This window comes from Shinella sp. WSD5-1 (genome assembly GCF_963942435.1).
Lineage (GTDB): Bacteria > Pseudomonadota > Alphaproteobacteria > Rhizobiales > Rhizobiaceae > Shinella > Shinella yambaruensis.
Map to the genome: position 1 here is coordinate 2,131,278 of NZ_OZ012596.1, position 22,982 is coordinate 2,154,259.

Sequence of the window (22,982 nt, forward strand, 5' to 3'; positions counted from 1 at the left end):
CACTGGGTCCTGTAAAAAGAGGTTAATTAACCGCTAATTTCCGAAGCGCGCGGTAATTTCTGTGGCAAGTGTTGCACCTTCGTTACGGTATCTCTCTTCTGCGACAACGGCCGAGTCGGTGCAAGCGGTATAGATGGCGGCGAAGGAACGATATCCACGGTTGAATGCCGCGGTCAGTTTTTCCTGTCTTTTCGGCTCGTTGGCAGCTTCCAGCTCGATGAGGCGCTGCATGGAGGCCCGCCAGCCGTCCTCCGGCTTGTCCATGCACAGATTGCGCAGGTAGTGCACGGCGCCGAGGATTTCCGAGAGCCGTTCCAGCCGTTCGTCATAGGGCGCCGGCTTTTCCTCGACGGCCGCTGCCGGCGGCGTTTCCTTCGCGTCGCCCTTCGCCTGCTGGGCAAAGGCGGGCGCGGCAAGCGCCAGGCCGAGGAGGAGGGCGAGCCGAATCACCGTCATGCGTCCTGCCCCGTCCGTTCCGCCTCGAGCCGCCGGATGCACTCGCGCACGCTGTCCGGCGCCGGCAGCGTCTTTATTTCCTCGGCCGTATACCAGCCGACCGCCGCCGCATCGTCCGAAGCGACGGCGATGGCCGTGGCATCCGCCTCCACCTTGAAGACCGAGAGGCGGAACGACGGGCTGCCGGGGCCGTCCTCGCGGCCGGGCAGGTCGTAGGTCGCGAAAAGCTTGGGTTTTTCGGCGCGGATGCCGGTCTCCTCGAAGAGTTCGCGCAGCGCCGTCTCGGCCGGCGTCTCGCCCTCTTCGCCGCGTCCGCCGGGAAAGGCGTACATGTCGGCCGAGGGCGGGTTGCTGCGCAGGACCAGGAGATAGCGTCCGTCGCGCTCGATGATGGCGGAGGAGGCGGGCTGGGGCGTCTTGGATATCTTCATCGCGGTCCGGTCCGGTTGCGCTCGATTGACCCCTTATAGGCAAAGTGCGATGACGATGCCATGTGTGGACGATTTGCATTGCTGGCCAAGCGGGATCTTGCGCGCGACTATTTCGACCTCGCCGAACTGGACGACCTGCCGGAGCGCTACAACATCGCCCCGACGCAGCCGATCCTGGTCATCGTCGCGGGCGAACGGCAACAGCCCGGCAGCAACCTGCCGGAGCGCAAGGCCATGCTGGTGCGCTGGGGCTTCATGCCCGGCTGGGTGAAGGACCCGCGCGACTTCCCGCTGCTCATCAATGCGCGTGCCGAGACGGCGATCGGCAAGGCCTCCTTCCGCGCCGCCATGCGCCATCGCCGCGTCCTCGTGCCGGCCTCCGGTTTCTTCGAATGGCGCCGGCCGGAGGGCAAGGGCGGCAAGGCGCAGGCCTACTGGATCCGCCCGAAGAAAGGCGAGATCCTCGCCTTTGCCGGGCTGGTGGAGACATGGTCGTCCGCCGACGGCTCGGAGGTCGATACCGGCGCGATCCTGACGACGGCGGCGAACAACGACATCGCCCGCATCCACGACCGCATGCCCGTCGTCATCCGCCGGGAGGATTTTTCGCGCTGGCTCGACTGCAAGACGCAGGAGCCGCGCGACGTGACCGATCTGATGAAGCCGATCGACGACGGCTTCTTCGAGGCGATCCCGGTGTCCGACAAGGTGGGCAAGGTCGCCAATATGGGGCCGGATATCCTGGAGCCGGTGGAAGAGCGGGCCGAAGAGGCGCCTGCGGAAAAGAAAAAGGGCGCGGACGCGCCCCCATCGTCATCCGACCAGCTTTCGCTGTTCTGATTTCATACCGGCGAAGTGGCCTCGAAGCGGCTCAGTCGTAGAGCGGCTGAAGCACGGCCGGGATATCGCGCTTGGGACGCTTGACCTCGGTCTTCGCTTCGGGCTTGCAGCGCGTGGCAGCCACCACGGCGGGCAGGCCGAGCGGCTTGTAGCGCGCCTGCAGGTTTTCGTTTGCTGCAGGGTTCTGCAGCGGCTGCTTCCTTACGGTCGACATCGTCTTTCTCCTGAAGTGTCAGGCAGCCCCGTCTGTTTCCCCCGGTTGCTACCCCCAATGCGCTATGCATTTACGCGACCCATTCGGCCAAATTCTGCTCAAACTTTGATCGCTCTGCGGCAAGCGACTGAAAAGACAGGTTTTCACGATCAAATATTGTGACGGCCGCAAACATTCATTTCCTCGGGGCCGGCCGACCCCTTGCCATCAGTGTGGCTGCGGCGACGGCGCGGATGCCGATCGGATTGTAGCGGGTGGCAAGGTCGGTCTCGGGGCGCATGTCTGTCTTTCGGGTCTTCATGGTCCTGTCCCTTCTGTCCGCCGGCGGGTTATGCCGGCCTCGTCCTTCTTTTCCCATGCCGGCAGGGGCGGGTGTGTCACCGCGGGAACAGTGGAGCCTCGGCGAGAATTTCGTCCCGGAAGGCGCCGCGCCCGCTTGACCGGACGCACGCGCGGCGCGATAAAGCAGGCCATGAAAACGGTACTCTGCATTCGCTGGAGCATTATTCGCTAGCGCACGCGCTGGCCCGGCCGTTTTCGTCCCTCAAAATCCCCGGATGACAACGCCCCGGCCAGCCGGGTCTACGCCTTTGGGGAGATTTCTATGGCCGAAAAGCCGGTCCTGACGCTGTACAACACGCTCACGCGCTCGAAGGAGCCCTTCGCTCCCATCGATCCCGACAATGTGCGCATGTATGTCTGCGGCCCGACGGTCTACGACTTCGCCCATATCGGCAATGCGCGGCCGGTCATCGTCTTCGACGTGCTGTTCCGCCTCCTGCGCCATGTCTACGGCGAGGACCACGTCACCTATGCCCGCAACATCACCGACGTCGACGACAAGATCAACGCCCGGGCGCTGCGCGATTTCGGAAAGGAGATCGAGGACGGCAGGCTCTCGCTCAACGAGGCGATCCGCCGGGTGACGGAGAAGACGGCGAACCAGTTCCACGCGGACATCGCCGCGCTCAGCGCCATGCAGCCGACGCACGAGCCGCGCGCCACCGAGTTCGTCCAGCCGCGCGGCGACGGCAAGGTGGACATGATCACGCTGATCGAGCGCCTCATCGAGCGCGGCCACGCCTACCAGGCGGGCGGCGAGGTGCTGTTCGACACGCAATCCATGGCCGACTACGGCCAGCTTTCCAAGCGCAATCTCGACGAACAGCAGGCGGGCGCCCGCGTCGCCGTCGACGCGCACAAGAGGAATCCCGGCGATTTCGTGCTCTGGAAGCTCTCCTCGCCGGAGGAGCCCGGCTGGGAAAGCCCTTGGGGCCGCGGCCGCCCGGGCTGGCACATCGAGTGCTCCGCCATGTCCGCCGCCTATCTCGGCGAGACCTTCGACATCCACGGCGGCGGCCTCGATCTCATCTTCCCGCATCACGAGAACGAGATCGCCCAGTCGCGCTGCGCGCATGGCACGCCGGTCATGTCGAATGTCTGGATGCACAACGGCTTCCTGCAGGTCGAGGGCCGCAAGATGTCGAAGTCCGAGGGCAATTTCTTCACGATCTCGGAACTCCTGCACGAGGAGAAGTTCGGTGGCCGCAAGTGGCCCGGCGAGGTGCTGCGCCTCGCCATGCTGATGACGCACTATCGCGAGCCGATCGATTTCAGCGTCAAGCGGCTGGAGGAGGCCGAACGCCTGCTCGCCAAATGGCCCGCCGGCGGCAATCCGGCCGAGGGCCGCGTGGACGAAAGCGTGCGCGCGCCGCTCCTCGACGATCTCAACACCGTCGCGGCCGTGCAGGCGCTGCACGCGCTCGCCCAGTGCGCCAATGCCGATCCGCTGATGCTGCCGGTCTTCGCCGCCAGCGCCGAGCTGCTCGGCGTCCTGCCGAAGAAGGCCGAGGTTTCCAAGGCGCTCGAGGACAGTATCGAAACGCTCATCCAGCTCCGCCTCGAAATGCTGAAGGCGAAGAACTTCGCCGAAGCGGACAAGATCCGCGACGACCTCGCCGAAAAGGGCATCCAGCTGAAGGACGGCAAGGATCCCGGGACGGGCGAGCGCGTGACGACGTGGGAGGTGAAGCGGTGAGGTTGTGTCTGCTTTGGTAGAGGCATATGCTTAGGCCTATGCCTTTGGATGATGGAGGTCACGATGAATGCAAGACCTAAGGAAGCGCCTGATGCGGTGCAGGGGCGGGAGGTGAAGCTCTTCCGTAACGGCCGCAACCAGGCCGTCCGGATTCCGGTGGAATTCGAACTGCCGGGAAACGAGGCGGTCATGCACAAGGAAGGTGACCGTCTCATCATCGAGCCAAAGCCGAAGAAAATGGGGCTCGCCGCGTTGTTGGCGACCTTCGAAACCTGGGAAGGGGACTTTCCGGAACTCGACGAGACCCAGCCGCCGCCGGAGGATGTCGAGCTGTGACGGCCTTTCGCTACATGCTCGATACGAATGCCATCTCGGAGATGGTCCGCAATCCTGATGGGACGCTCGCTGACCGGGTGAAGGCCGCGCCGGACGCATTGTGCACAAGCGCCATCGTGGTTTCGGAGCTGCGTTACGGTCTGCGGAAAAGGGGAGCGGTTTCGCTCGCCCGTCGTGTCGAGGCCGTTCTAGGGGAGATCGCGATCCTCCCCTATGATACGCCCGTTTCCTTCGCTTATGCGCAAACGCGCGATGCACTGGAGAGAAGAGGCCAGCCGATTGGCTATACGGACCTTTTCATCGCCGCCCATGCTCTCTCGCTGGAACTCACGCTCGTCACCGCCAATGTCCGTGAATTCTCGCGTGTCGAGGGCCTGAAGGTCGAGAACTGGCTAGAGGCAGGTCCATGACCACACCCTTCTATACAGGCGGCTGCCAGTGCGGTGCCGTGCGCTTTCATGTCGAGGGGACGCTTGGCGATGCGTCGGTCTGCCATTGCCGCATGTGCCAGAAGGCGAGCGGCAATTTCTATCTGCCGCTGGTCTCGGTGCGGCAGGCGAAGCTCACCTGGACGCGGGGGGAGCCGAAGCGGTTCCGCTCGTCGAACCACGGCTATCGCGGCTTCTGCGGCGATTGCGGCACGCCGCTGACCTACGAGGCGCCGGACGGCGTGGCGCTGACCATCGCCGCCTTCGACGATCCGGCCGGGATCGCCCCGCGCATCCAGTGGGGCATCGAGGCCAAGCTGCCCTATGTGGACGCGATCTCCGGACTGCCGGGCGAGGAGACGATGGCGGACCAGGATGCGGCGTCCTTCCTCGCCGACCTCGTCTCCTACCAGCACCCGGACCATGACACGGAAGCATGGCCGCCGGAGCGCGAGCCATGAGCATTTCACGCATCTATACCGGTGGCTGCCAGTGCGGCGCGGTGCGCTACCGGGTCGAGGGCACGCTCGGCGATCCGCATCTTTGCCATTGCCGCATGTGCCAGAAGGCGGCCGGCAACTATTTCCTGCCACTCGCCAATGCGCCGCGCGACCGTTTCTCCATGACGCGCGGCGAGGCCGGCTGGTTCCAGTCCTCGGAGATCGTGCGCCGCGGCTTCTGTCGCGATTGCGGCACGCCGCTGTTCTACGATGCGCTCGCCGCCGACCATATCAACGTGACGCTCGGCTCGCTCGACGACCCGGACGACGTGCGCCCGATCGCCCAGGCGGGCGTCGAATCGCGCCTCGTCTGGTTCGCGCAACTGGCGAAGCTGCCCGAGAGCGAGAGCGACGAAGGGGAGTTCGGCGCGGCGCGCCATATCGTTGTTCGCGCCTCCAACCGCCAGCATCCCGACTATGACACGGACCATTGGCCGCCGGAGGACATTCCATGACCGCGCCCCGGCCGGAACTCGGCTTTCCCCGCAAGTGGCTCTATCTCATCGCCGGCAAGCTGATCCTGATCACCGCCGTGGTGGTCGCCGTCGTCGTCTATTCCGCCTATCGTTGAAGGAGCCGTCATGAGCGTCGAACAGGAAGAGACAAGAACCGGGGGCTGCCAGTGCGGCGCCGTGCGTTTCCGCATCAAGGGCGGACTCGGCCGCCCGTCGATCTGCCATTGCCGCATGTGCCAGAAGCAGTTCGGCGGCTTCTTCGGCCCGCTCGTCACCGTCAAGGGCGAGGTGGAATGGCCGCGCGACGAGCCGGCCTATTTCCAGTCCTCGATCAACATCGACCGCGGCTTCTGCAGGCAATGCGGCACGCCTCTCACCTACAGACATCCCGGCGGGCTGGAGATCGCCATCGGCGCCTTCGACAAGCGCGACGACCTCGCCCCGCAGATCCAGGTGAATTTCGACGCACGGCTTGCCTGGGTCGACACGATCTTTTCCGCGCCCGTTCACCAGGACCCGGACTATTACAGCCAGCAGGAAAAGATCATCTCCTTCCAGCACCCCGACCATGAAACCGAAAACTGGCCTGCCCACGGAATGAAATTATGAGCGAGACCCTGCGTAGCCTCTATTCCGAAATCGAACCCTATGCCTGCGGCCATCTCGATGTCGGCGATGGGCACAGCATCTACTGGGAACGCGTCGGAACGCCCGGCGCCAAGCCGGCCGTCTTCCTGCATGGCGGCCCGGGCGGCACGATCTCGCCGAGCCACCGCCGCCTGTTCGATCCCAAACTCTACGACGTGACGCTGTTCGACCAGCGCGGCTGCGGCAAGTCCACGCCGCATGCGGAACTGGAGGCCAACACGACCTGGCATCTCGTTTCCGATATCGAGCGGCTGCGCGTCATGGCCGGGGCGGAAAAGTGGCTGGTCTTCGGCGGCTCCTGGGGCTCGACGCTGGCGCTCGCCTATGCGGAAAAATACCCGGAGCGGGTGTCGGAGCTCGTGGTGCGCGGCATCTATACCCTCACCAGGGCCGAGCTCGACTGGTACTACCAGTTCGGCGTCTCGGAGATGTTCCCGGACAAGTGGGAGCGCTTCATCGCGCCCATCCCGCCGGAAGAGCGGCACGAGATGATGCATGCCTATCATCGCCGCCTGACGAGCGACGACAAGGCGACGCGCATCGCCGCCGCCAGGGCCTGGAGCCTGTGGGAAGGCGAAACCATCACGCTGCTGCCGGAGCCTTCGACGAGCGACAAGTTCGGCGAGGACGAGTTCGCCCATGCCTTCGCCCGCATCGAGAACCACTTCTTCGTCAATGCCGGCTGGCTGGAGGAGGGGCAGCTCCTGCGCGACGCGCACAGGCTGCAGGGCATTCCCGGCCTCATCGTGCACGGGCGCTACGACATGCCATGCCCGGCAAAGCAGGCCTGGGCCTTGCACAAGGCCTGGCCGGAGGCGGAGTTCTACCTCATCGAGGGGGCAGGCCACGCCTATTCGGAGCCCGGCATCCTCGACCGGCTGATCTACGCGACGGACAAGTTCGCGGGGAAGATCTGAGAGGCTGCCCCTCACCCTGACCCTCTCACTGCAGGCGGGGAGAGGGGACGTGCCGAACGCGAGATTCGGGCTGGAGGAAACCGGTGCGGCATATTCCTTCTCCCCGCTTGCGGGGAGAAGGTGGCGGCAGCCGGATGAGGGGCGGACCTGACATGTTCAATGGGTTCCCAGGGAGGGAACAGATGAAAAAAGACCGTATCTACCTTTTCGACACCACGCTTCGTGACGGCCAGCAGACGCCCGGCATCGACTTTTCCGTCGAGGACAAGATCGCCATTGCCGGCCTGCTGGATGCGTTCGGCCTGGACTATGTCGAGGGCGGTTATCCGGGCGCCAACCCGACGGATACGGCTTTCTTCGCCAAGAAGCGCACCGGCCGCGCGAAATTCGTCGCCTTCGGCATGACGAAGCGTGCCGGTATCTCGGCCTCGAACGATCCGGGCCTTGCCGCGCTCCTCGATTCGAAGAGCGACGCGATCTGTCTTGTCGCCAAGAGCTGGGACTATCATGTGCGCGTGGCGCTCGGCTGTTCCAACGAGGAGAACCTGACGAGCATCGCCGAATCGGTGAAGGCCGTCGTCGCCTCCGGCCGCGAAGCCATGGTCGACTGCGAGCATTTCTTCGACGGCTACAAGGCCAACCCGGACTATGCGCTGGCCTGTGCCACCACGGCCTATGCCTCCGGCGCCCGCTGGGTGGTGCTGTGCGACACCAATGGCGGCACGCAGCCCTCCGAGGTGCAGGCGATTGTCGGGGCGGTGATCGCCGCCGGCGTGCCGGGCGAGAACCTCGGCATCCACGCCCACAACGACACGGGACAGGCCGTCGCCAATTCGCTGGCCGCCGTCGAGGCCGGCGTGCGCCAGATCCAGGGCACGCTGAACGGCATCGGCGAGCGCTGCGGCAATGCCAATCTGGTGACGCTGATCCCGACGCTGGCGCTGAAGGAAGCCTATGCGGAGCGCTTTTCGATCGGCATCGACACGGAGGACCTCACCGGCCTCACCAAGCTGGCGCATACCTTCGACGAGCTGCTGAACCGTTCGCCGGACCATCAGGCGCCCTATGTCGGGGCGTCCGCCTTCGCCACCAAGGCCGGCATCCACGCCTCGGCGCTCCTGAAGGACCCGCGCACCTACGAGCATGTGACGCCGGAAAGCGTCGGCAACCTGCGCAAGGTCATGGTGTCCGACCAGGGCGGCAAGGCTAATTTCATCAATGCGCTGAAGCTGCGCGGCATCGCCGTCGGCAAGGACGATCCGAAGCTCGACCGCCTCATCCAGATCGTCAAGGAGCGCGAAGCGACGGGCTATGCCTATGAGGGCGCGGATGCGAGCTTCGCGCTGCTCGCCTACCGCACGCTCGGCACGGTGCCGGATTTCTTCCACGTCGAGAGCTTCCGCGTGATGGTCGAGCGCCGCTACGACGCCAACGGCCAGCTCAAGACCGTGTCGGAGGCGGTCGTGCGCGTCATCGTCGACGGCGAGACGATGATGTCGGTCGCGGAAGGGCATGGCCCGGTCAACGCGCTCGACCTTGCGCTGCGCAAGGACCTCGGCAAGTTCCAGGCCGAGATCGCCGATCTGGAACTGGCGGACTACAAGGTGCGCATCCTCAATGGCGGCACCGAGGCCATCACCCGCGTGCTGATCGAATCGACCGATGCGACGGGTGCACGCTGGTGGACGGTCGGCGTTTCCGACAACATCATCGACGCCTCCTTCCAGGCGCTGATGGATTCCATCGTCTACAAGCTCATGAAGAACCGTGGCGAGGCGGGGCGCGCGGCGGCGGAGTAGGGGCAAGGTTCAGCGGCACTCATCGTCCCTTCACCGGAATGAATTGGTGCATAACCGTCCTTTGGAGTATCCCGACGGAAAATCCATAAAATAACGGGATGCCACACCATGGCCGATGCAAAATCCACCAGCGGCCTCGAGACCGGCGATTCGCCGCGCGGTTTCGCCTTCGCCTTGACGGCCTATGTGCTCTGGGGGTTCCTGCCCTTCTTCATGAAGGCCGTTGCCCACATTCCCGCCTCCGAGGTGGTGGCGCACCGCATCGTCTGGTCCGTGCCGCTTGCCGGCCTGGTGCTCGTCTGGCTCGGCCGCACCGCCGATATCAAGGCGGCGCTGCGCTCGCCGCGCATGCTGGCCATGGCGACGCTGACGGCGACGCTCATCACCTTCAACTGGGGCATCTATGTCTGGGCGATCGGCGCCGGCCGCGCGATCGAGACGGCGCTCGGCTACTATATCAACCCGCTCTTCTCGATCTTCCTCGGCGCCGTCCTCCTGAAGGAGAAGCCCGACCGTGCGCAGATGGTGGCGATCGGGCTTGCCGCCTTGGCGGTGGCGATCCTCGCGTTCGATGCCGGCGGCCTGCCGTGGGTGTCCATCGGCCTCTGCATCTCCTGGGGGTTCTACGCCTTCTTCCGCAAGACGCTGCCGGTCGGCCCGAACCAGGGCTTCTTCCTGGAGGTGCTGCTGCTGAGCGTCCCCGCGATCGGCTATATCCTCTGGCTCGAATCCTCGGGGCAGGGCCATTTCGGCGATACGGGCGTTGCGGACGTGCTCTGGCTTCTAGCCTCCGGGGTCGTCACCGCCGTCCCGCTGATGATCTATGCCAATGGCGCGAAACTGCTGCGCCTTTCCACCATCGGCATCATGCAGTACATCGCGCCGACGATGATCTTCATCGTCGCCGTCTTCGCCTTCGACGAACCCTTCGGCACGACGAAGCTCATCGCCTTCGCCTTCATCTGGGCCGCGCTTATCCTCTATTCCAGCTCCATGCTGCGCACGGCGCGGGCAAGGCGCCTTGCGGCGGCTGAGCTCAAGCCGGCGGAATAGACGATGGCCGTCTTGCAGACGACGCGCCTGACGCTCCGTCCCTGCCGCCCTGGCGACCGCGCGGATTTCATCGATCTGGAGCGTGATCCGCAGGTCATGCGCTTTCTGAACGGGGGATATGCCGTCGATCGCGAAACGGCCGACCCGAACGCGACCTTCCTCATGCCGACGGGCACGGAACCCTATGTCTGGACGGCGTGCCGGACGGCTGACGGCGTCTTTGTCGGGTGGTTCTGCCTGTGGCCGGAAAGCGAGACGCTGGCGGAGCTCGGCTATCGCCTGCGCCGGGCGGAATGGGGCCGGGGGCTGGCCTCGGAAGGGGCGTCCGCGCTCGTTTCCTGGGGCTTCGCCCATGCCGGCTATCAAAAGATCGTGGCGACCACGATGGCGGTGAACCATGCCTCGCGCCGCGTAATGGAAAAGATCGGCATGCGGCACGCCCGAACGGTTTCCGGCGACTTTCCCGATCCGATCCCGGGCAGCGAGCATGGCGAGGTATGGTACGAGATCGAAGGCTCGCAACAGCGCGGCGAATGAGCGCCCGCCGCGCGGGCTTTCACGGCTCTCGATAAATCAGAGGCGGGCGATGATGTCCGCTTCGCCCTCGCGGTCGACATGGCCCGCCCAATGGTCGACGAGGGCGGCGACGATCTCCTCCGGCTCGTCGATCACCATCGGCTGGACGAGATGGGCGGTGTGGATGAAGCCTTCGTCCGCCATATGCCGGATGAGTTTCAGCATCGGGTCCCAGAAGCCGCCGATATTGGCGAAGATCATCGGCTTGCGGTGGCGGCCGAGCTGCGCCCAGGTCATCACCTCGACGATCTCCTCCAGCGTGCCGATGCCGCCCGGCAGCGCCACGAAGGCGTCCGCGCGCTCGAACATCTTGTGTTTGCGCTCGTGCATGTCGGGCGTGACGATCAGCTCGCTGAGCTGGCCGAGCGAATGGCGGGTGGCCTCCATATCCACGAGGAATTGCGGTATGATGCCGGTGACGCGGCCGCCATGCGAAAGCACGCCGCTGGCGACCGCCCCCATGATGCCCTTCGTGCCGCCGCCGTAGACGAGGCGGAGATGGTTTTCCGCCATCGCCTGGCCAAGGCGGCGCCCGGCGGCGACATAGGCGGTTTCGCGGCCCGGCTGGGAGCCGCAGTAGACGCAGACGGATCGAATCGGCAGGGTTTGTTCGCTCATGACGGGATTCAGCCATCCGGCCGGCAGCCCGTCAAGGATAATGACGAAAAAGCACGGGGCACACGCCCCGGAACGTCCCGGGAACCTTGTGCAGAACATTGGGAATCGATAGCAATTTCAGGAGGGGACCCCCGGGAAACCGGGACAGAGAGAGAGTTGATGATGAAGAACAAGACCGGTCTGGTGGCCTTGATCGTGCTGGCGGCGGCAACGCTGCTCATGGTCTTCTTCGTGCTGCCCAACATGAACAAGGACAAGCCGGCGGAAACCCCGGTCGCAACCCTTACCACGACGACGACGCAAGGCGGCGGCGAGACCACGACGGCCGACGGCAAGCAGGCCCGTTCGACAACTGCAACCGGCGAGGCGGCGACGGGTGACGGCGCGACAGGCGATGCGGCCGCCGGCACCGAGGCTGGCACCGAGGGCGAGAAGCCGGCCGACGCCACGGCGGGCAAGACGGCAACGGCGACCCAAGAGATCGCCAAGGCGGAAACGACGCCGGCCGATCCGGCCGCCGGCTGGGTCACGCCCGCCTTCGATCTGCTGCGTGTCGAGCCGGACGGCTCCACCGTGATCGCCGGCCGCGGCCAGCCGAACACCACACTGGAGATCAGGAACGGCGAGACCGTCGTCGCAACGGCCGACATCGGCCCGTCCGGCGATTTCGCCGCCGTCTTCGAGCAGCCGCTTGCTGCCGGCGACTACCAGCTCACCTTGAGCACGAAGGACGACAAGGGCGCCTCGAAGACCTCGGAAGAGGTGGCAACCGTCTCCGTGCCGAAGGACGCCGGCGGCGATCTCCTTGCCATGGTCTCCAGGCCCGGCGAGGCGAGCCGCCTGATCACGGTGCCGGAGGCCGCGGAGAAGGCGGCCGGCGAGACTGCCGGCGCGGCGGAAAAGACGATCGACCAGCCCGCCGGCGAGACCGCGACGGCCAGTGACACGGGCGCTGCCGGTACCGTGGCGGACGAGAAGCCGGCCGCGAGCGAAACGGCGGAAGCCGCCGGCGAGACCGCCGCGACCACCGGCGAGGCGGCAACCGCCGGTGCCGCCGCGACGGAGACCGCGAACGGCACGGCCGGCACCGCGGCGACGGAAACGGCGGCCAAGCCCCAGGCGCGCGTTTCTGCTGTCGAGCTGGAAGGCGAGCGCATGTTCATCGCCGGCACCGCCAAGCCGGGCGCGCTGGTGCGCATCTATGCCGACGACAAGCTCGTCGGCGAGGCGAAGGCGGATGGCGAAGGCCGCTACGTGGCCGACGGCACGATCGACCTTTCGGTCGGCCGCCACACGATCCGCGCCGATGTGATGAGCCCCGACGGCGGCAAGGTCGAATTTCGCGCCTCCGTTCCGTTCGATCGGCCGGAAGGCGAGCAGGTCGCCGTGGTGGCGCAGGAGGATGCCGCGGGCGATACCGGCCCGGCGCTCGGCCTCATCGGCGGCGGCACGTTCGACAGGCTGCGTGCCGAGGCCGACAAGGCGGTGGCCCTGCTCAAGGGCCTTTATGCCGACGGCCGCGTGCCGACCGCCGAGGAACTGGCGGCTGCCCGTTCCGCGACCGAGATCGCGCTGAAATCGCTGGCCGAGTTCAAGCCCGGCCTCGAAGAGGGCGAGGCGGCCCGCGACATGGCGGCCAGGGCGTCGGCCGCCGCCGCTTCGGCGCTGGCCCGTCTCCAGGCCCTGCCGAAGGATGCCGCCGCTGTCGGCGGTGCCCTTGCGTCGATCGAGACTGCCGTCGCCGATGCGCTGGCACCGGCTATCGAGAAGGCGGAGGCCGTGGTGGGCGCTGCCTCGGCTGCGGCGGACAGCTCCATCGAGGCGCTGGCCGGCCAGGCGACCGCGCTCCAGCAGCAGTTCGTGGCGCTGTTCTCCGATGGCCGCAATGCGACGACGGCGGAGATCCAGACTGCCCGCACCGCGCTTGAAGGGGCCCTCAAGGGCATTACCGGTTTCACGCCGCCGGCCGGCACGGCCGCGGATGTGACGGCGGCGATCGAGAAGCTGAAGGGCTGGGCCTCGACCGCGCTCGACCGCCTTGCCGCGGTTCCGGCCGGCGCCGGCAAGGAGGCCTACCAGCAGGCGCTCGTGGCGCTCGAGGGCATGCCCTCGCTGACCGCCGCGGCCAGTGCCGTGGCGGCTGCGGGCGAAGGCGCCGCCTCGGCGACCGGTGCCGCATCGACGGCCGAAACCGCGACAGCGGACAACGGTACGGCCAGCGCCGAAGGCACGCCGGCGGCGACCGGCGGCGAGAGCGGCACCGCCGCCACGGGCGAAGCCGCCGCGACGGGCAGCGGCCAGGCGGTGGCCGAGGAGCCGGAAACGGTGGAGCAGGCCCCGCTGCAAGAGAGCAAGACCTCGGTCATCATCCGCCGCGGCGATACGCTCTGGCAGATCTCCCGCCGCATCTACGGCAAGGGCGTGCGCTACACGACGATCTACCTCGCCAACGAGGACCAGATCACCGATCCGGACCGCATCATCCCCGGCCAGGTCTTCGGCGTGCCGGACAAGACCGTGGAAAGCGACGCGGAGGCGGAGGAACTGCACCGCAAGCGCGTTCGCGGCGATTGATCCTCGGCAAGTCCGGCGCCGAAGCGGTTTTGCCGGAATTGCGCAAGGACAATTTCCGGCCGGCTGTTGCGAAGCGGCCGGCAAGGACCTATCTCCCCCATGCGGCGCCCCACCGGGCGCCGCATTTTCATTCGGCAGTCCAGGACAAAACGAAGGCCGGGGCGTGACGGCGATCCGGCGGAGGCCAGCGTGGCGACGACCAGAAAGAAGACGGTTTCGGCCGACAGCAGCAATCCCCTCCACACGCTGGTGAACCTCTGGCCCTATATGTGGCCCTCCGATCGGCCGGACCTGAAGATGCGCGTCGTCTGGGCCTCGGTCTTCCTGCTTCTCTCCAAGATCGTGCTGCTGCTGGTGCCCTATTTCTTCAAATGGGCGACCGATGCGCTGAACGGTAAGGCGGATGCCGTCTCGCTTCTGCCCGCTTTCCTGCTCGGCGCGGTCATGCTGGTCTTCGCCTATAACGGCGCGCGCATCCTGCAGGCCGGCCTCAACCAGTTGCGCGACGCGCTCTTTGCCAGCGTCGGGCAATATGCCGTGCGCCAGCTCGCCTACCGCACCTTCGTGCACCTGCACCGCCTGTCGCTGCGCTTCCATCTGGAGCGGCGCACCGGAGGGCTTTCGCGCGTCATCGAGCGCGGCACCAAGGGCATCGAGACGATCGTGCGCTTCACGATCCTCAACAGCGTGCCGACCTTCATCGAGTTCCTGCTCACCGCCGCCGTCTTCTGGTGGGGCTACGGTCTGCAATATCTCCTCGTCACCGCCGCCACCGTCTGGCTCTACATCTGGTTCACGGTCAGGGCGAGCGACTGGCGCATCTCCATCCGCCGCTCGATGAACGACAGCGACACCGAGGCCAACACCAAGGCGATCGATTCGCTGCTGAACTTCGAGACGGTCAAGTATTTCGGCAACGAGGAGATGGAGGCCCGCCGCTTCGACCAGTCCATGGCGCGCTACGAGAAGGCGGCGACGCAGGTCTGGACCTCGCTCGGCTGGCTCAACTTCGGCCAGGCGCTGATCTTCGGCGTCGGCATGGCGGTGATGATGGCAATGTCGGCGCTTGCCGTGCAGCGCGGCGAGCAGACGGTCGGCGATTTCGTCTTCATCAACGCCATGCTGATCCAGCTCGCCATCCCGCTCAACTTCATCGGCTTCGTCTACCGCGAAATCCGCCAGGGCCTGACGGATATCGAGCAGATGTTCGACCTGCTCGAGGTGGAGGAGGAGGTGCAGGACAAGCCCGGCGCCGCCGACCTCGTCGTCGCCGACGGCGCGATCTCCTTCAAGGATGTGCACTTCGCCTATGATCCGGCCCGGCCGATCCTCAAGGGCGTCTCCTTCGACGTGCCCGCCGGCAAGACCGTCGCCGTCGTCGGCCCGTCCGGCGCGGGGAAATCGACGCTCTCGCGGCTGCTCTACCGCTTCTACGACGTGCAGGAGGGGGCGATCACCATCGACGGGCAGGATGTGCGCGACGTCACGCAGAAGAGCCTGCGCGCGGTGATCGGCATGGTGCCGCAGGATACCGTGCTGTTCAACGACACGATCGCCTACAACATCCGCTACGGCCGGCCGGACGCGAGCGATGCGGACGTGGCCGCCGCTGCCGAGGCGGCGCAGATCGGCCCCTTCATCCGCCACCTGCCGGAAGGCTTCAAGGCGATGGTCGGCGAGCGCGGGCTGAAGCTTTCCGGCGGCGAGAAGCAGCGCGTCGCCATCGCCCGTACCATCCTGAAGAGCCCGCCGATCCTCATCCTCGACGAGGCGACCTCGGCGCTCGACACCCGCACGGAGCAGGAGATCCAGGCCGCGCTCGACGTCGTGTCGAAGAACCGCACCACGCTCGTCATCGCCCACCGCCTCTCCACCGTCATTTCGGCGGACGAGATCATCGTGCTGAAGGACGGCGGCATCGCCGAGCGGGGCACGCACAGCGAGCTGATGCAGCGCGACGACGGCCTCTACGCCTCCATGTGGAACCGCCAGCGCGAGGCCGTGCAGGCCGAGGAGCGCCTGAAGCAGGTGCGCGAGAGCGACGAGCTCGGCGTCATCCTGCGCGGCGCGCCGGCGGCCGAGTGATCACTCCCCGGGTGCGGCAAAGAGGATCAGGTTGCCGTCGGGGTCGAGCAGGATGAAGGTGCGCGTGCCCCAGGGCTGCGTCATCAGCGTGCTGTGGAAGGTCACGCCGGCCGTCTGATAGTCGAGGAAAAGCGTCTTGATCGCCGCCGCGCTGTCGAGTGTGATCGAGGCTGACAGCAGGTCCTCCCGTCGGCGGACATCGCCGAGGAAGACGGGCTCGCGCACCAGCCGCAGGCAGAGCCGTGCCCGGTCGCGCGCGACGACCCCGTAGAACGGCGGATCGCCGTAGGTAAAATCGACGGTAAAGCCGAGTTTTTCCGTGAAGAAGGCGAGGGAGGCGGCGAAATCGGTCACATAGAGCACCGGCTCCGCTCCGCTGAGGATCGGGCCTTGCGGCATGTTTTCAGTCGTGCTGCGCACGGTGGGGGCTCCTGTCCTGAGCGCCGGCCAATCCGGAAAACCGTTCTGGCGGGCGACGAGCGCCTGCGCATCGGCAAGCGAGAACGAGGCATCCAGTACCTCCCGATCCGTCAGATGCCGGAAGCGGGGCAGGGTGGCGCGGATGACCGCCGCCACCGGATGGTGTCGCTCGCGATGCCAGCGCAGATATTGCTTGGCCTGCTTGCGGAGGTTTTCGAGGTTCGGCATGGGCGCGGCTAAGGTTTCGGTCGTAGGTGGGCATTGCCCCTTCGGCTCCCGCCGATGCGCCCTACAGCAACAGTGAAAGTGTGCCCGCACCGGCCGGCGCTTGTCAACCAGAGGGCCGGGGACCGGGCATCGGACGGCCGCGGAACCTTTTCCGCGCCCGCCGGGTTGAGCCCCGGGAAGGGCCGCCCGCTGGGGGCTAATCGCCACGCCGCATTGCTCCCATCGCCATTTCACGCTAGGTCGATGGCGTGAAATCATCAGGAGATGTCGGAAGATGAGTTTGGTCGATACGATACGCAGCACCCTGGTGCCGATCCATCGGGAGGGCTGGAAGTTCGTGGCCGGCTTCTTCGTCGCCTCGCTGCTGCTCGGCGCGGCCTGGGAACCGCTGATGTGGATCGGCTTCGTGCTCACCGCCTGGTGCGCCTATTTCTTCCGCGACCCCGAGCGCCTGACGCCGCAGGATGACGATCTTGTGATCAGCCCGGCCGATGGCCGCGTCTCGGCCGTCGCCATGGTGACGCCGCCGGCCGAACTGGAGCTCGGCGACCAGCCGATGCTGCGCATCTCGGTCTTCATGAACGTCTTCAACTGCCATGTGAACCGCGCGCCGATGCGCGGCCGCGTTGCGCGCGTCGCCTATCGCGCCGGCAAGTTCCTGAATGCCGACCTCGACAAGGCGAGCCAGGAGAACGAGCGCAACGGCCTCGTCATCGAGAGCGCGCACGGGCCGATCGGCGTCGTGCAGATCGCTGGTCTCGTCGCCCGCCGCATCCTGTGCTGGACCAACATGAACGACAGCCTGGAGGCCGGCGAGCGTTTCGGCCTCATCCGCTTCGGCTCGCGCCTCGACGTCTTCCTGCCGGCCGGCGCCCAGCCGCGCGTCAGCGTCGGCCAGACGGCGATCGCCGGCGAGACGGTGCTGGCGGAATTCGGCTCGGCCAAGGGGCCGGTGATCAGCCGCAGGGGATGAGGAAACGAGGATGTAGGCAGTAGGCAGTAGGCAATAGGGTTCGAGAAACTATCTTCTACTGCCTACTGCCTACTGCCTACTGCCTACTGCCTACTGCCTGAAAACAGCGAAGCGAAAAGCGATGGACACACCCTTTCCGCCCTATGAGCCGAATGGACCGAACGACGAGGCGCGGGGCCCGCGCCTGCGGGAGATCCCGCTGCGCGTCATCATTCCGAACGTCATCACGGTGCTTGCCATCTGCGCGGGCCTCACGGGCATCAGGCTCGCCTTCGAGAACCGCTATGAGCTCGCCGTCGGCATGGTGCTGCTCGCGGCCTTTCTGGATGGCATCGACGGGCGCGTCGCGCGCCTCCTGAAGGCTACCTCGAAATTCGGCGGCCAGATGGATTCGCTCGCCGACATCATCAATTTCGGCGTTGCCCCGGCGCTCGTGCTCTATGTCTTCATCCTCGACCAGGCGCGCTCCTTCGGCTGGATCGCGGCGTTGATCTACACCATCGCCGCGGGCCTGCGCCTTGCGCGCTTCAACGTCATGGCCGAGCGCGAGACCAAGGCCAAATGGCAGACGGAATATTTCGTCGGCGTGCCGGCCCCCGCGGGCGGCATGCTGGTGCTGCTGCCGGTCTATCTCGGCTTTCTCGGCCTTGCGCCGAGCCCGCTCTTCGCCTACCTCGCCTCCGGCTACACGGTGCTGATCGGCTTCCTGCTGGTCAGCCGCCTGCCGGTCTGGTCCGGCAAGTCGGAAGGCAGCCGCATCCGCCGCGATCTCGTGCTGCCGGGCATCCTGCTCGTCGTGCTCTATGTCGCGACCCTGATGAGCTTCACCTGGGAGACCATGGTGGTGACGGTCGTCGCCTACCTGGCGACCCTGCCGTTCGGCGCCCGTTCCTGGCAGCGCAAATATGGCGGCTGGACCGCGCCGGTGACGCACGGCGCCAGCGAGTTCCCCGAGGAGCCCGACGGGCAATAGTCCTCGCCCGGCCGTCACATCCGCGTGAGCCTTGCCCAAGCCCTGTCCGCTCGTCGCGGGCGGGGCTTGATTTCCTGCTGTAGGTCGACTAACTAGCCTTCAAATAGATAGCAAGCTAATTGTTTTTGGGCTACCGAGATGAGCATATCCGATCCGCACGAGCGTATCCTCGACGACCTTTCCCGCGTGCAGCGCAAGATGCGCGCCCTGTTCGATGCCCGCGTGAAGGAGCGGGGGCTGACGCTGCCGCGCGCCCGCGCGCTTCTGATCCTCGGCCGCGGCGTCAATCTCAACCAGCGCGAGTTGGCCGACGAGCTCGACATCGAGACGCCGACGCTCGTGCGCCTGCTCGACGGCATGGAGAAGCAGGGCTTCATCGAGCGCCAGTCAGTGGAAGGCGATCGCCGCGCCAAGCAGATCGTCATGACGCCGCGCGGCGCCAAGGTCGCCGAGGAGGTGCTGGATCTTGCCCGCTCGCTACGCGCCGACGTGCTGAGGAGCATCTCGGCCCATGACATGTCGACCACCGTCAAGGTCTTCGCCGCGATGTCCGACAATATCGCGAAGAGCTGTCGGGAGAGCGTCGAGGCATGAGCACCGGTCCCGCCCAAGGCGGGCGCAAGGGAGAGGGCGAACCGCCGCAATCCGGCGCGGAGGAGCCGGCCGGCGAGAAACCGGCCGGGGAGACGCCTGCCGCCGCTCCGCCCCCGCCACCGCCCATGGCGCCGCCGCGCGCCGCCGCCTACATGGCCGCCTCCACCCTGCTTGCCATGACGCAGGGCTTCGGCATGAACCTCGTGGCCGCCAACATCCCGCAGCTCCAGGGCCCGTTCGGCGCCACCACCGCCGAGGCGACCTGGCTGATGGCCGCCTACATGGCCCCCAACGCCTCGCTCTCGCTGGCGCTCATCAAGATCCGAAACCAGTACGGCCTGCGTCCCTTCGCCGAGCTCGGCATCGCCGTCTTCCTCCTCGTGTCGGTGGCGCATATCTTCATCACGGACCTGCACTCCGCCCTCGTGCTGCGCTTCTTCGCCGGCATCGCGGCCGCGCCGCTCTCCTCGCTCGGCTTCCTCTACATGCTGGAGGCCTTCAGCCCGGCGCGCAAGCTGACGATTGGCATCTCGCTCGCGCTGACCAATATCGGCCTCGCCGCCCCGCTCACCCGCTTCGTCTCGCCGGCGCTCATCGATCTCGGCGGCGTGCGGGCGCTGCTGCATTTCGAGCTGGCGCTCGCCATGCTGTCCTTCGCGGCGATCTATCTCCTGCCGCTCACGCCGCCGCCGCGGGTGAAGGTCATCGAGAAGATCGATATCGTCAGCTATCTGTTCATCGCCGTCGGCTTCGGCGCGGGCGCCGTCGTGCTCGTGCTCGGCCGGCAATATTGGTGGCTGGAGGCCCGCTGGATCGGCGAGCTGCTTGTCGTCATGATCGGCGCGCTCACCATCGCCGCCGTCATCGAGCTCAACCGGGAGAGGCCGCTGATCGACCTGCGCTGGCTGCTCAGCCGCGAGATGCTGCACTTCGCCGCCGTGCTGGTGCTGTTCCGGCTGATGCTCGCCGAGCAGACCGCCGTCGCCGGCAATTTCTTCCAGATCACCGGCCTGCAGAACGACCAGCTCACCGGGCTCTACGGCATGGTGGCGCTCGCCACCGCCGCGGGCGGCCTTCTCTGCGCGGCCATCCTGAAGCCCGGCCGGGAGCCCGGCATCCACATGGCGGCGCTTCTCCTGATCGGTGTCGGCGCCTTTCTCGACAGCCGGGCGACGAACCTGACGCGGCCGGAGCAGATGTATCTGAGCCAGGCGATGATCGCCGCCGGCGGCAGCCTGTTCCTGCCGCCGGCCATCGCCTCGGGCTTCACGCTGGCGCTGCGCAAGGGGCCGCAATACATCCTCAGCTTCATCGTTGTCTTCCTGGTGACGCAGAGCCTCGGCGGCCTTGCCGGCTCGGCGCTGTTCGGCTCCTTCATCACGCTGCGCGAGAAATTCCACTCGAACATCCTCGCCGAGGCGATGACACTGGCCGATCCGCTGGTCTCGGGCCGTGTGGCGCAGCTTTCCGCGGCCTATGGCCACACGATCACCGATCCGGCCGTGCTGAAGGCGGAGGGCGTCGCGCTGCTCGGCCAGCAGGTGACGCGGGAGGCCAATGTGCTCGCCCACAACGATGCCTTCCTCGTCATCGCGCTGCTCGCCGTCGGTGCCGCGACGGCGCTGGCCATCCACATGCTTTACATCCGTATCAGAGAGGCCGGCGCCCGCAGCGGCGGGCCGGCGGCCGTTGAAGGTTGACCGAAATGAAGACTTACATCCGCAACACCGCCACCGCTCTCGCCCTCGTCCTCGGCGTGGCCGGCATCGGCGCGGTGCTCTACGCCTGGCAGCTGCCGCCCTTTGCCAGCGAGGTCCAGACGACGGACAACGCCTATGTGCGCGGCTACGTGACGCTGATCAGCCCGCAGCTCGCCGGTTACGTCACCGAGGTGTCCGTGAAGGACTACGAGATGGTCAAGGCCGGCGCCGTGCTCGCCCGTCTCGACGACCGCATCTTCCGCCAGAAGGTCGAGCAGGCCAATGCCACGCTTGCCAGCCAGAAGGCGGCGCTCGCCAATTCCGAGCAGCAGGAGAACGCCGCCAGGGCCCGCATCGGCGCCAGCGAGGCGGCGCTCGACAGCGCGACCTACGCCAAGCGCCGGGCGGAGGAAAGCTGGAACCGCATCGAGGAATTGTCGAACAAGGGCATCGCCACCCAGAGCGACCGCGAGCAGAGCCGCACCACGCTCGACCAGGCGGAGGCCGCCATCGCGCAGGCGCAGGCGAACCTTGAGGTCTCCCGGCAGGACCTGCAGACGATCATCGTCGGCCGCGATTCCCTGCGTGCCGCGGTGGCGGGCGCGGAAGCCTCGGTGGAGCTTGCCAAGATCGACCTCTCCAACACCGTCATCACGGCTCCGCGCGACGGTGCAGTGGGCGAGGTGGGCGTCAAGCTCGGCCAGTATGTTGCCGCCGGCACGCAGCTCATGGCCGTCGTTCCACACGACACCTGGGTCATCGCCAATTTCAAGGAAACGCAGCTCGCCTATATCAAGCCGGGCCAGAAGGTCGAGGTCAGCGTCGATGCGCTGAAGCACGCCACGCTGACCGGCCGTGTCGAGCGCTTCTCGCCCGCCACCGGCTCGGAGTTCAGCGTGATCAAGCCGGACAACGCCACCGGCAATTTCACGAAGGTCGCCCAGCGCGTGCCCGTGCGCATCGCCATCGACGACGGGCAGGCGTTGGCGAAATACCTTGCGCCGGGGCTTTCGGTGGTGGTGACGACGGTGGTGGGGAAGTAAGGAAAGCCGCTGTTCGCGGGCGTGGCGTGGATGGTCGGGTCAAGCCCGACCATGACGGAGGAGAGGGCGGAGGGTAACAATGGGGGAGAGGGCGGTGGAACATGACGGGAGAGAAGGCGGCGTCGATGGCTCTTCAGCCGACAGCGCCAGCCGCTCCACCGTCAAGAATGCCGGAGGCCCCTTGTCCAATAGCACCAATGGCTTGCCTGCCAACCTTCACCCACCCTCCGTCATGGTCGGGCTTGACCCGACCATCCACGCGGCACACACGGCTCGAATGGTTGAGATGGAACGGTCCGGCGGTCTCGAAGTGGCGTGAAAGCCCGCCGGAATCACTCCGGCAAACGATAGTCCAGCAGACGTCCCTGGCGCATGTCGAACAACTTCCCCGTCTCGGCATAATCCGGCGCGACCAGCGGCAGGATGGCCCTGGCGACTTCCGAGGGATGCTGCACGGTCGACGGGTCCTCGCCGGGGATCGCCTGGGCGCGCATGGCGGTGCGGGTGGCGCCGGGATCGAGCGCGGTGATGCGGAGCGCCGTGCGCTGCGTCTCGCCGGCCCAGGTGCGCGCCAGCGCCTCGACGGCGGCCTTGGAGGCCGAGTAGGGCCCCCAGAAGGGCTTGCACTTGTGCGCGGCGCTGGACGAGAGGATGACGGCGCGGCCGGCGTCCGACTTCAAGAGCAGCGGCTCGACCGAGCGGATGAGCCGCCAGGTGGACGTGACGTTGATCGTCATCACCCTCTCGAACACCTTCGCCTCGACATGGCCGATCGGCGAGATCGTGCCGAGCACGCCGGCATTCGCCACGAGGATGTCGAGCTTGCCCCAGCGCTCGAAGATCGATCCGCCGAGCTTGTCGATCGCCGGCATGTCGGCGAGGTCGAAGGGCACCAGCGTCGCCGCGCCGCCGGCCGCCTTGATCGCATCGTCCAGTTCTTCCAGGCCGCCGACCGTGCGGGCGCAGGCGATGACATGCGCACCGGCCTTCGCGAGTTCGAGGGCGGTGAAATAGCCGATGCCGCGCGACGCGCCGGTGACCAGCGCGAGGCGGCCTTTCAGGTCGATGCTCATGATGTCTTCA

At 66.5% G+C, this 22,982-nt stretch carries 24 protein-coding genes and 1 pseudogene; 18 read left to right on the forward strand and 7 right to left on the reverse strand.

The genetic code is table 11. The annotated features are described in order from the left end of the window. Positions 1 to 33 precede the first annotated feature (33 nt). A complete protein-coding gene (locus tag AABQ55_RS10365) occupies positions 34 to 456 on the reverse strand; it encodes a TIGR02301 family protein (protein WP_272804956.1) in 423 nt (140 codons plus the stop codon). Continuing rightward, complete coding sequence (locus AABQ55_RS10370) at positions 453 to 887, reverse strand: NUDIX hydrolase (RefSeq protein WP_272804957.1); 435 nt, start codon at positions 885 to 887, stop codon at positions 453 to 455. Before AABQ55_RS10370 ends, AABQ55_RS10365 begins: the two co-directional genes overlap by 4 nt. Before the next feature lie 60 nt (positions 888 to 947). On the opposite strand from AABQ55_RS10370, the gene AABQ55_RS10375 reads away from it, so the two are divergent. Then, the gene (locus AABQ55_RS10375; RefSeq protein ID WP_272804958.1) at positions 948 to 1,727 is read left to right on the forward strand and encodes an SOS response-associated peptidase; all 780 of its coding nucleotides are present in this window, start codon (positions 948 to 950) and stop codon (positions 1,725 to 1,727) included. Between the two features lie 31 nt (positions 1,728 to 1,758). On the opposite strand, the gene AABQ55_RS10380 is transcribed toward AABQ55_RS10375, so the two are convergent. Both AABQ55_RS10380 and AABQ55_RS10385 read right to left on the reverse strand, forming a co-directional pair. Further along, complete coding sequence (locus tag AABQ55_RS10380; protein ID WP_245082718.1) at positions 1,759 to 1,941, reverse strand: hypothetical protein; 183 nt, start codon at positions 1,939 to 1,941, stop codon at positions 1,759 to 1,761. Positions 1,942 to 2,116: 175 nt separating this feature from the next. Further along, a complete protein-coding gene (locus AABQ55_RS10385; protein WP_272804959.1) occupies positions 2,117 to 2,242 on the reverse strand; it encodes a hypothetical protein in 126 nt (41 codons plus the stop codon). Positions 2,243 to 2,545: 303 nt separating this feature from the next. Here AABQ55_RS10385 and cysS point away from each other — a divergent pair, with 303 nt between their 5' ends. The 10 genes from cysS to AABQ55_RS10435 all read left to right on the forward strand — a co-directional run bounded on the left by cysS (position 2,546) and on the right by AABQ55_RS10435 (position 10,652). Then, complete coding sequence (gene cysS, locus AABQ55_RS10390; protein WP_272804960.1) at positions 2,546 to 3,979, forward strand: cysteine--tRNA ligase; 1,434 nt, start codon at positions 2,546 to 2,548, stop codon at positions 3,977 to 3,979. A gap of 63 nt (positions 3,980 to 4,042) precedes the next feature. Further along, a complete protein-coding gene (locus tag AABQ55_RS10395; protein WP_272804961.1) occupies positions 4,043 to 4,315 on the forward strand; it encodes an antitoxin in 273 nt (90 codons plus the stop codon). Further along, complete coding sequence (locus AABQ55_RS10400; RefSeq protein ID WP_272804962.1) at positions 4,312 to 4,725, forward strand: type II toxin-antitoxin system VapC family toxin; 414 nt, start codon at positions 4,312 to 4,314, stop codon at positions 4,723 to 4,725. The genes AABQ55_RS10395 and AABQ55_RS10400 overlap by 4 nt, the downstream gene beginning before the upstream one ends. Continuing rightward, positions 4,722 to 5,204 carry a GFA family protein gene (locus AABQ55_RS10405; RefSeq protein WP_272804963.1) on the forward strand — a complete coding sequence of 161 codons (483 nt, stop codon included), beginning with the start codon at positions 4,722 to 4,724 and terminating at the stop codon, positions 5,202 to 5,204. The genes AABQ55_RS10400 and AABQ55_RS10405 overlap by 4 nt, the downstream gene beginning before the upstream one ends. Further along, positions 5,201 to 5,698, forward strand: a complete 498-nt coding sequence (locus AABQ55_RS10410) for a GFA family protein (RefSeq protein WP_272804964.1) — start codon at positions 5,201 to 5,203, stop codon at positions 5,696 to 5,698. The genes AABQ55_RS10405 and AABQ55_RS10410 overlap by 4 nt, the downstream gene beginning before the upstream one ends. Positions 5,699 to 5,824: 126 nt before the next feature. Then, entirely contained in the window at positions 5,825 to 6,307 is a 483-nt protein-coding gene (locus AABQ55_RS10415) for a GFA family protein (protein WP_245082733.1), read from the forward strand. Next, positions 6,304 to 7,263, forward strand: a complete 960-nt coding sequence (gene pip / locus AABQ55_RS10420) for a prolyl aminopeptidase (protein ID WP_272804965.1) — start codon at positions 6,304 to 6,306, stop codon at positions 7,261 to 7,263. Before AABQ55_RS10415 ends, pip begins: the two co-directional genes overlap by 4 nt. A gap of 182 nt (positions 7,264 to 7,445) precedes the next feature. Further along, complete coding sequence (gene cimA, locus AABQ55_RS10425) at positions 7,446 to 9,062, forward strand: citramalate synthase (RefSeq protein ID WP_272804966.1); 1,617 nt, start codon at positions 7,446 to 7,448, stop codon at positions 9,060 to 9,062. Between the two features lie 108 nt (positions 9,063 to 9,170). Next, positions 9,171 to 10,115: an EamA family transporter RarD gene (rarD, locus tag AABQ55_RS10430; protein WP_272804967.1), complete on the forward strand. Its 945-nt coding sequence runs from the start codon at positions 9,171 to 9,173 to the stop codon at positions 10,113 to 10,115. A 3-nt stretch (positions 10,116 to 10,118) separates the two neighbouring features. Beyond that, a complete protein-coding gene (locus AABQ55_RS10435; RefSeq protein ID WP_272804968.1) occupies positions 10,119 to 10,652 on the forward strand; it encodes a GNAT family N-acetyltransferase in 534 nt (177 codons plus the stop codon). A 36-nt stretch (positions 10,653 to 10,688) separates the two neighbouring features. Here the strand turns inward: AABQ55_RS10435 and AABQ55_RS10440 are convergent, their stop codons facing one another. Next, positions 10,689 to 11,309 carry an LOG family protein gene (locus AABQ55_RS10440; RefSeq protein WP_245082744.1) on the reverse strand — a complete coding sequence of 207 codons (621 nt, stop codon included), beginning with the start codon at positions 11,307 to 11,309 and terminating at the stop codon, positions 10,689 to 10,691. 159 nt (positions 11,310 to 11,468) lie between these two features. On the opposite strand from AABQ55_RS10440, the pseudogene AABQ55_RS37755 reads away from it, so the two are divergent. Then, positions 11,469 to 12,656 (forward strand): annotated as a pseudogene (locus AABQ55_RS37755) (peptidoglycan-binding protein LysM); the annotation flags it as partial. Positions 12,657 to 14,072: 1,416 nt separating this feature from the next. After that, entirely contained in the window at positions 14,073 to 15,968 is a 1,896-nt protein-coding gene (locus tag AABQ55_RS10450; protein ID WP_272804970.1) for an ABCB family ABC transporter ATP-binding protein/permease, read from the forward strand. Here the strand turns inward: AABQ55_RS10450 and AABQ55_RS10455 are convergent, their stop codons facing one another. After that, a complete protein-coding gene (locus AABQ55_RS10455; protein ID WP_272804971.1) occupies positions 15,969 to 16,616 on the reverse strand; it encodes a VOC family protein in 648 nt (215 codons plus the stop codon). Between the two features lie 274 nt (positions 16,617 to 16,890). Here AABQ55_RS10455 and AABQ55_RS10460 point away from each other — a divergent pair, with 274 nt between their 5' ends. The 5 genes from AABQ55_RS10460 to AABQ55_RS10480 all read left to right on the forward strand — a co-directional run bounded on the left by AABQ55_RS10460 (position 16,891) and on the right by AABQ55_RS10480 (position 21,899). After that, on the forward strand, positions 16,891 to 17,589 hold the full coding sequence (locus AABQ55_RS10460; RefSeq protein ID WP_272804972.1) for a phosphatidylserine decarboxylase: 699 nt from the start codon (positions 16,891 to 16,893) through the stop codon (positions 17,587 to 17,589). Positions 17,590 to 17,710: 121 nt separating this feature from the next. Further along, positions 17,711 to 18,562, forward strand: a complete 852-nt coding sequence (gene pssA, locus AABQ55_RS10465; protein WP_245082758.1) for a CDP-diacylglycerol--serine O-phosphatidyltransferase — start codon at positions 17,711 to 17,713, stop codon at positions 18,560 to 18,562. A gap of 138 nt (positions 18,563 to 18,700) precedes the next feature. Continuing rightward, entirely contained in the window at positions 18,701 to 19,156 is a 456-nt protein-coding gene (locus AABQ55_RS10470) for a MarR family winged helix-turn-helix transcriptional regulator (RefSeq protein ID WP_245082762.1), read from the forward strand. A gap of 125 nt (positions 19,157 to 19,281) precedes the next feature. After that, entirely contained in the window at positions 19,282 to 20,856 is a 1,575-nt protein-coding gene (locus AABQ55_RS10475) for an MFS transporter (protein WP_272807431.1), read from the forward strand. 5 nt (positions 20,857 to 20,861) lie between these two features. After that, positions 20,862 to 21,899, forward strand: coding sequence for an HlyD family secretion protein (locus AABQ55_RS10480; protein ID WP_272804973.1), 1,038 nt, complete (start codon positions 20,862 to 20,864; stop codon positions 21,897 to 21,899). A gap of 332 nt (positions 21,900 to 22,231) precedes the next feature. On the opposite strand, the gene AABQ55_RS10485 is transcribed toward AABQ55_RS10480, so the two are convergent. Then, positions 22,232 to 22,972: an SDR family NAD(P)-dependent oxidoreductase gene (locus AABQ55_RS10485; RefSeq protein ID WP_245082768.1), complete on the reverse strand. Its 741-nt coding sequence runs from the start codon at positions 22,970 to 22,972 to the stop codon at positions 22,232 to 22,234. Between the last annotated feature and the right edge of the window lie 10 nt (positions 22,973 to 22,982).

Bases quoted from the DNA above. Each gene is read 5' to 3' on its own strand.
- AABQ55_RS10435 (WP_272804968.1), top strand. From the start codon at position 10,119: ATGGCCGTCTTGCAGACGACGCGCCTGACGCTCCGTCCCTGCCGCCCT.
- AABQ55_RS10375 (WP_272804958.1), top strand. From the start codon at position 948: ATGTGTGGACGATTTGCATTGCTGGCCAAGCGGGATCTTGCGCGCGAC.
- AABQ55_RS10395 (WP_272804961.1), top strand. From the start codon at position 4,043: ATGAATGCAAGACCTAAGGAAGCGCCTGATGCGGTGCAGGGGCGGGAG.
- AABQ55_RS10370 (WP_272804957.1), bottom strand. From the start codon at position 887: ATGAAGATATCCAAGACGCCCCAGCCCGCCTCCTCCGCCATCATCGAG.
- AABQ55_RS10410 (WP_272804964.1), top strand. From the start codon at position 5,201: ATGAGCATTTCACGCATCTATACCGGTGGCTGCCAGTGCGGCGCGGTG.
- AABQ55_RS10485 (WP_245082768.1), bottom strand. From the start codon at position 22,972: ATGAGCATCGACCTGAAAGGCCGCCTCGCGCTGGTCACCGGCGCGTCG.
- cysS (WP_272804960.1), top strand. From the start codon at position 2,546: ATGGCCGAAAAGCCGGTCCTGACGCTGTACAACACGCTCACGCGCTCG.
- AABQ55_RS10460 (WP_272804972.1), top strand. From the start codon at position 16,891: ATGAGTTTGGTCGATACGATACGCAGCACCCTGGTGCCGATCCATCGG.
- cimA (WP_272804966.1), top strand. From the start codon at position 7,446: ATGAAAAAAGACCGTATCTACCTTTTCGACACCACGCTTCGTGACGGC.
- AABQ55_RS10475 (WP_272807431.1), top strand. From the start codon at position 19,282: ATGGCGCCGCCGCGCGCCGCCGCCTACATGGCCGCCTCCACCCTGCTT.
- rarD (WP_272804967.1), top strand. From the start codon at position 9,171: ATGGCCGATGCAAAATCCACCAGCGGCCTCGAGACCGGCGATTCGCCG.
- AABQ55_RS10385 (WP_272804959.1), bottom strand. From the start codon at position 2,242: ATGAAGACCCGAAAGACAGACATGCGCCCCGAGACCGACCTTGCCACC.
- AABQ55_RS10440 (WP_245082744.1), bottom strand. From the start codon at position 11,309: ATGAGCGAACAAACCCTGCCGATTCGATCCGTCTGCGTCTACTGCGGC.
- AABQ55_RS10365 (WP_272804956.1), bottom strand. From the start codon at position 456: ATGACGGTGATTCGGCTCGCCCTCCTCCTCGGCCTGGCGCTTGCCGCG.
- AABQ55_RS10380 (WP_245082718.1), bottom strand. From the start codon at position 1,941: ATGTCGACCGTAAGGAAGCAGCCGCTGCAGAACCCTGCAGCAAACGAA.
- AABQ55_RS10415 (WP_245082733.1), top strand. From the start codon at position 5,825: ATGAGCGTCGAACAGGAAGAGACAAGAACCGGGGGCTGCCAGTGCGGC.
- AABQ55_RS10480 (WP_272804973.1), top strand. From the start codon at position 20,862: ATGAAGACTTACATCCGCAACACCGCCACCGCTCTCGCCCTCGTCCTC.
- AABQ55_RS10470 (WP_245082762.1), top strand. From the start codon at position 18,701: ATGAGCATATCCGATCCGCACGAGCGTATCCTCGACGACCTTTCCCGC.
- pip (WP_272804965.1), top strand. From the start codon at position 6,304: ATGAGCGAGACCCTGCGTAGCCTCTATTCCGAAATCGAACCCTATGCC.
- AABQ55_RS10405 (WP_272804963.1), top strand. From the start codon at position 4,722: ATGACCACACCCTTCTATACAGGCGGCTGCCAGTGCGGTGCCGTGCGC.
- AABQ55_RS10455 (WP_272804971.1), bottom strand. From the start codon at position 16,616: ATGCCGAACCTCGAAAACCTCCGCAAGCAGGCCAAGCAATATCTGCGC.
- pssA (WP_245082758.1), top strand. From the start codon at position 17,711: ATGGACACACCCTTTCCGCCCTATGAGCCGAATGGACCGAACGACGAG.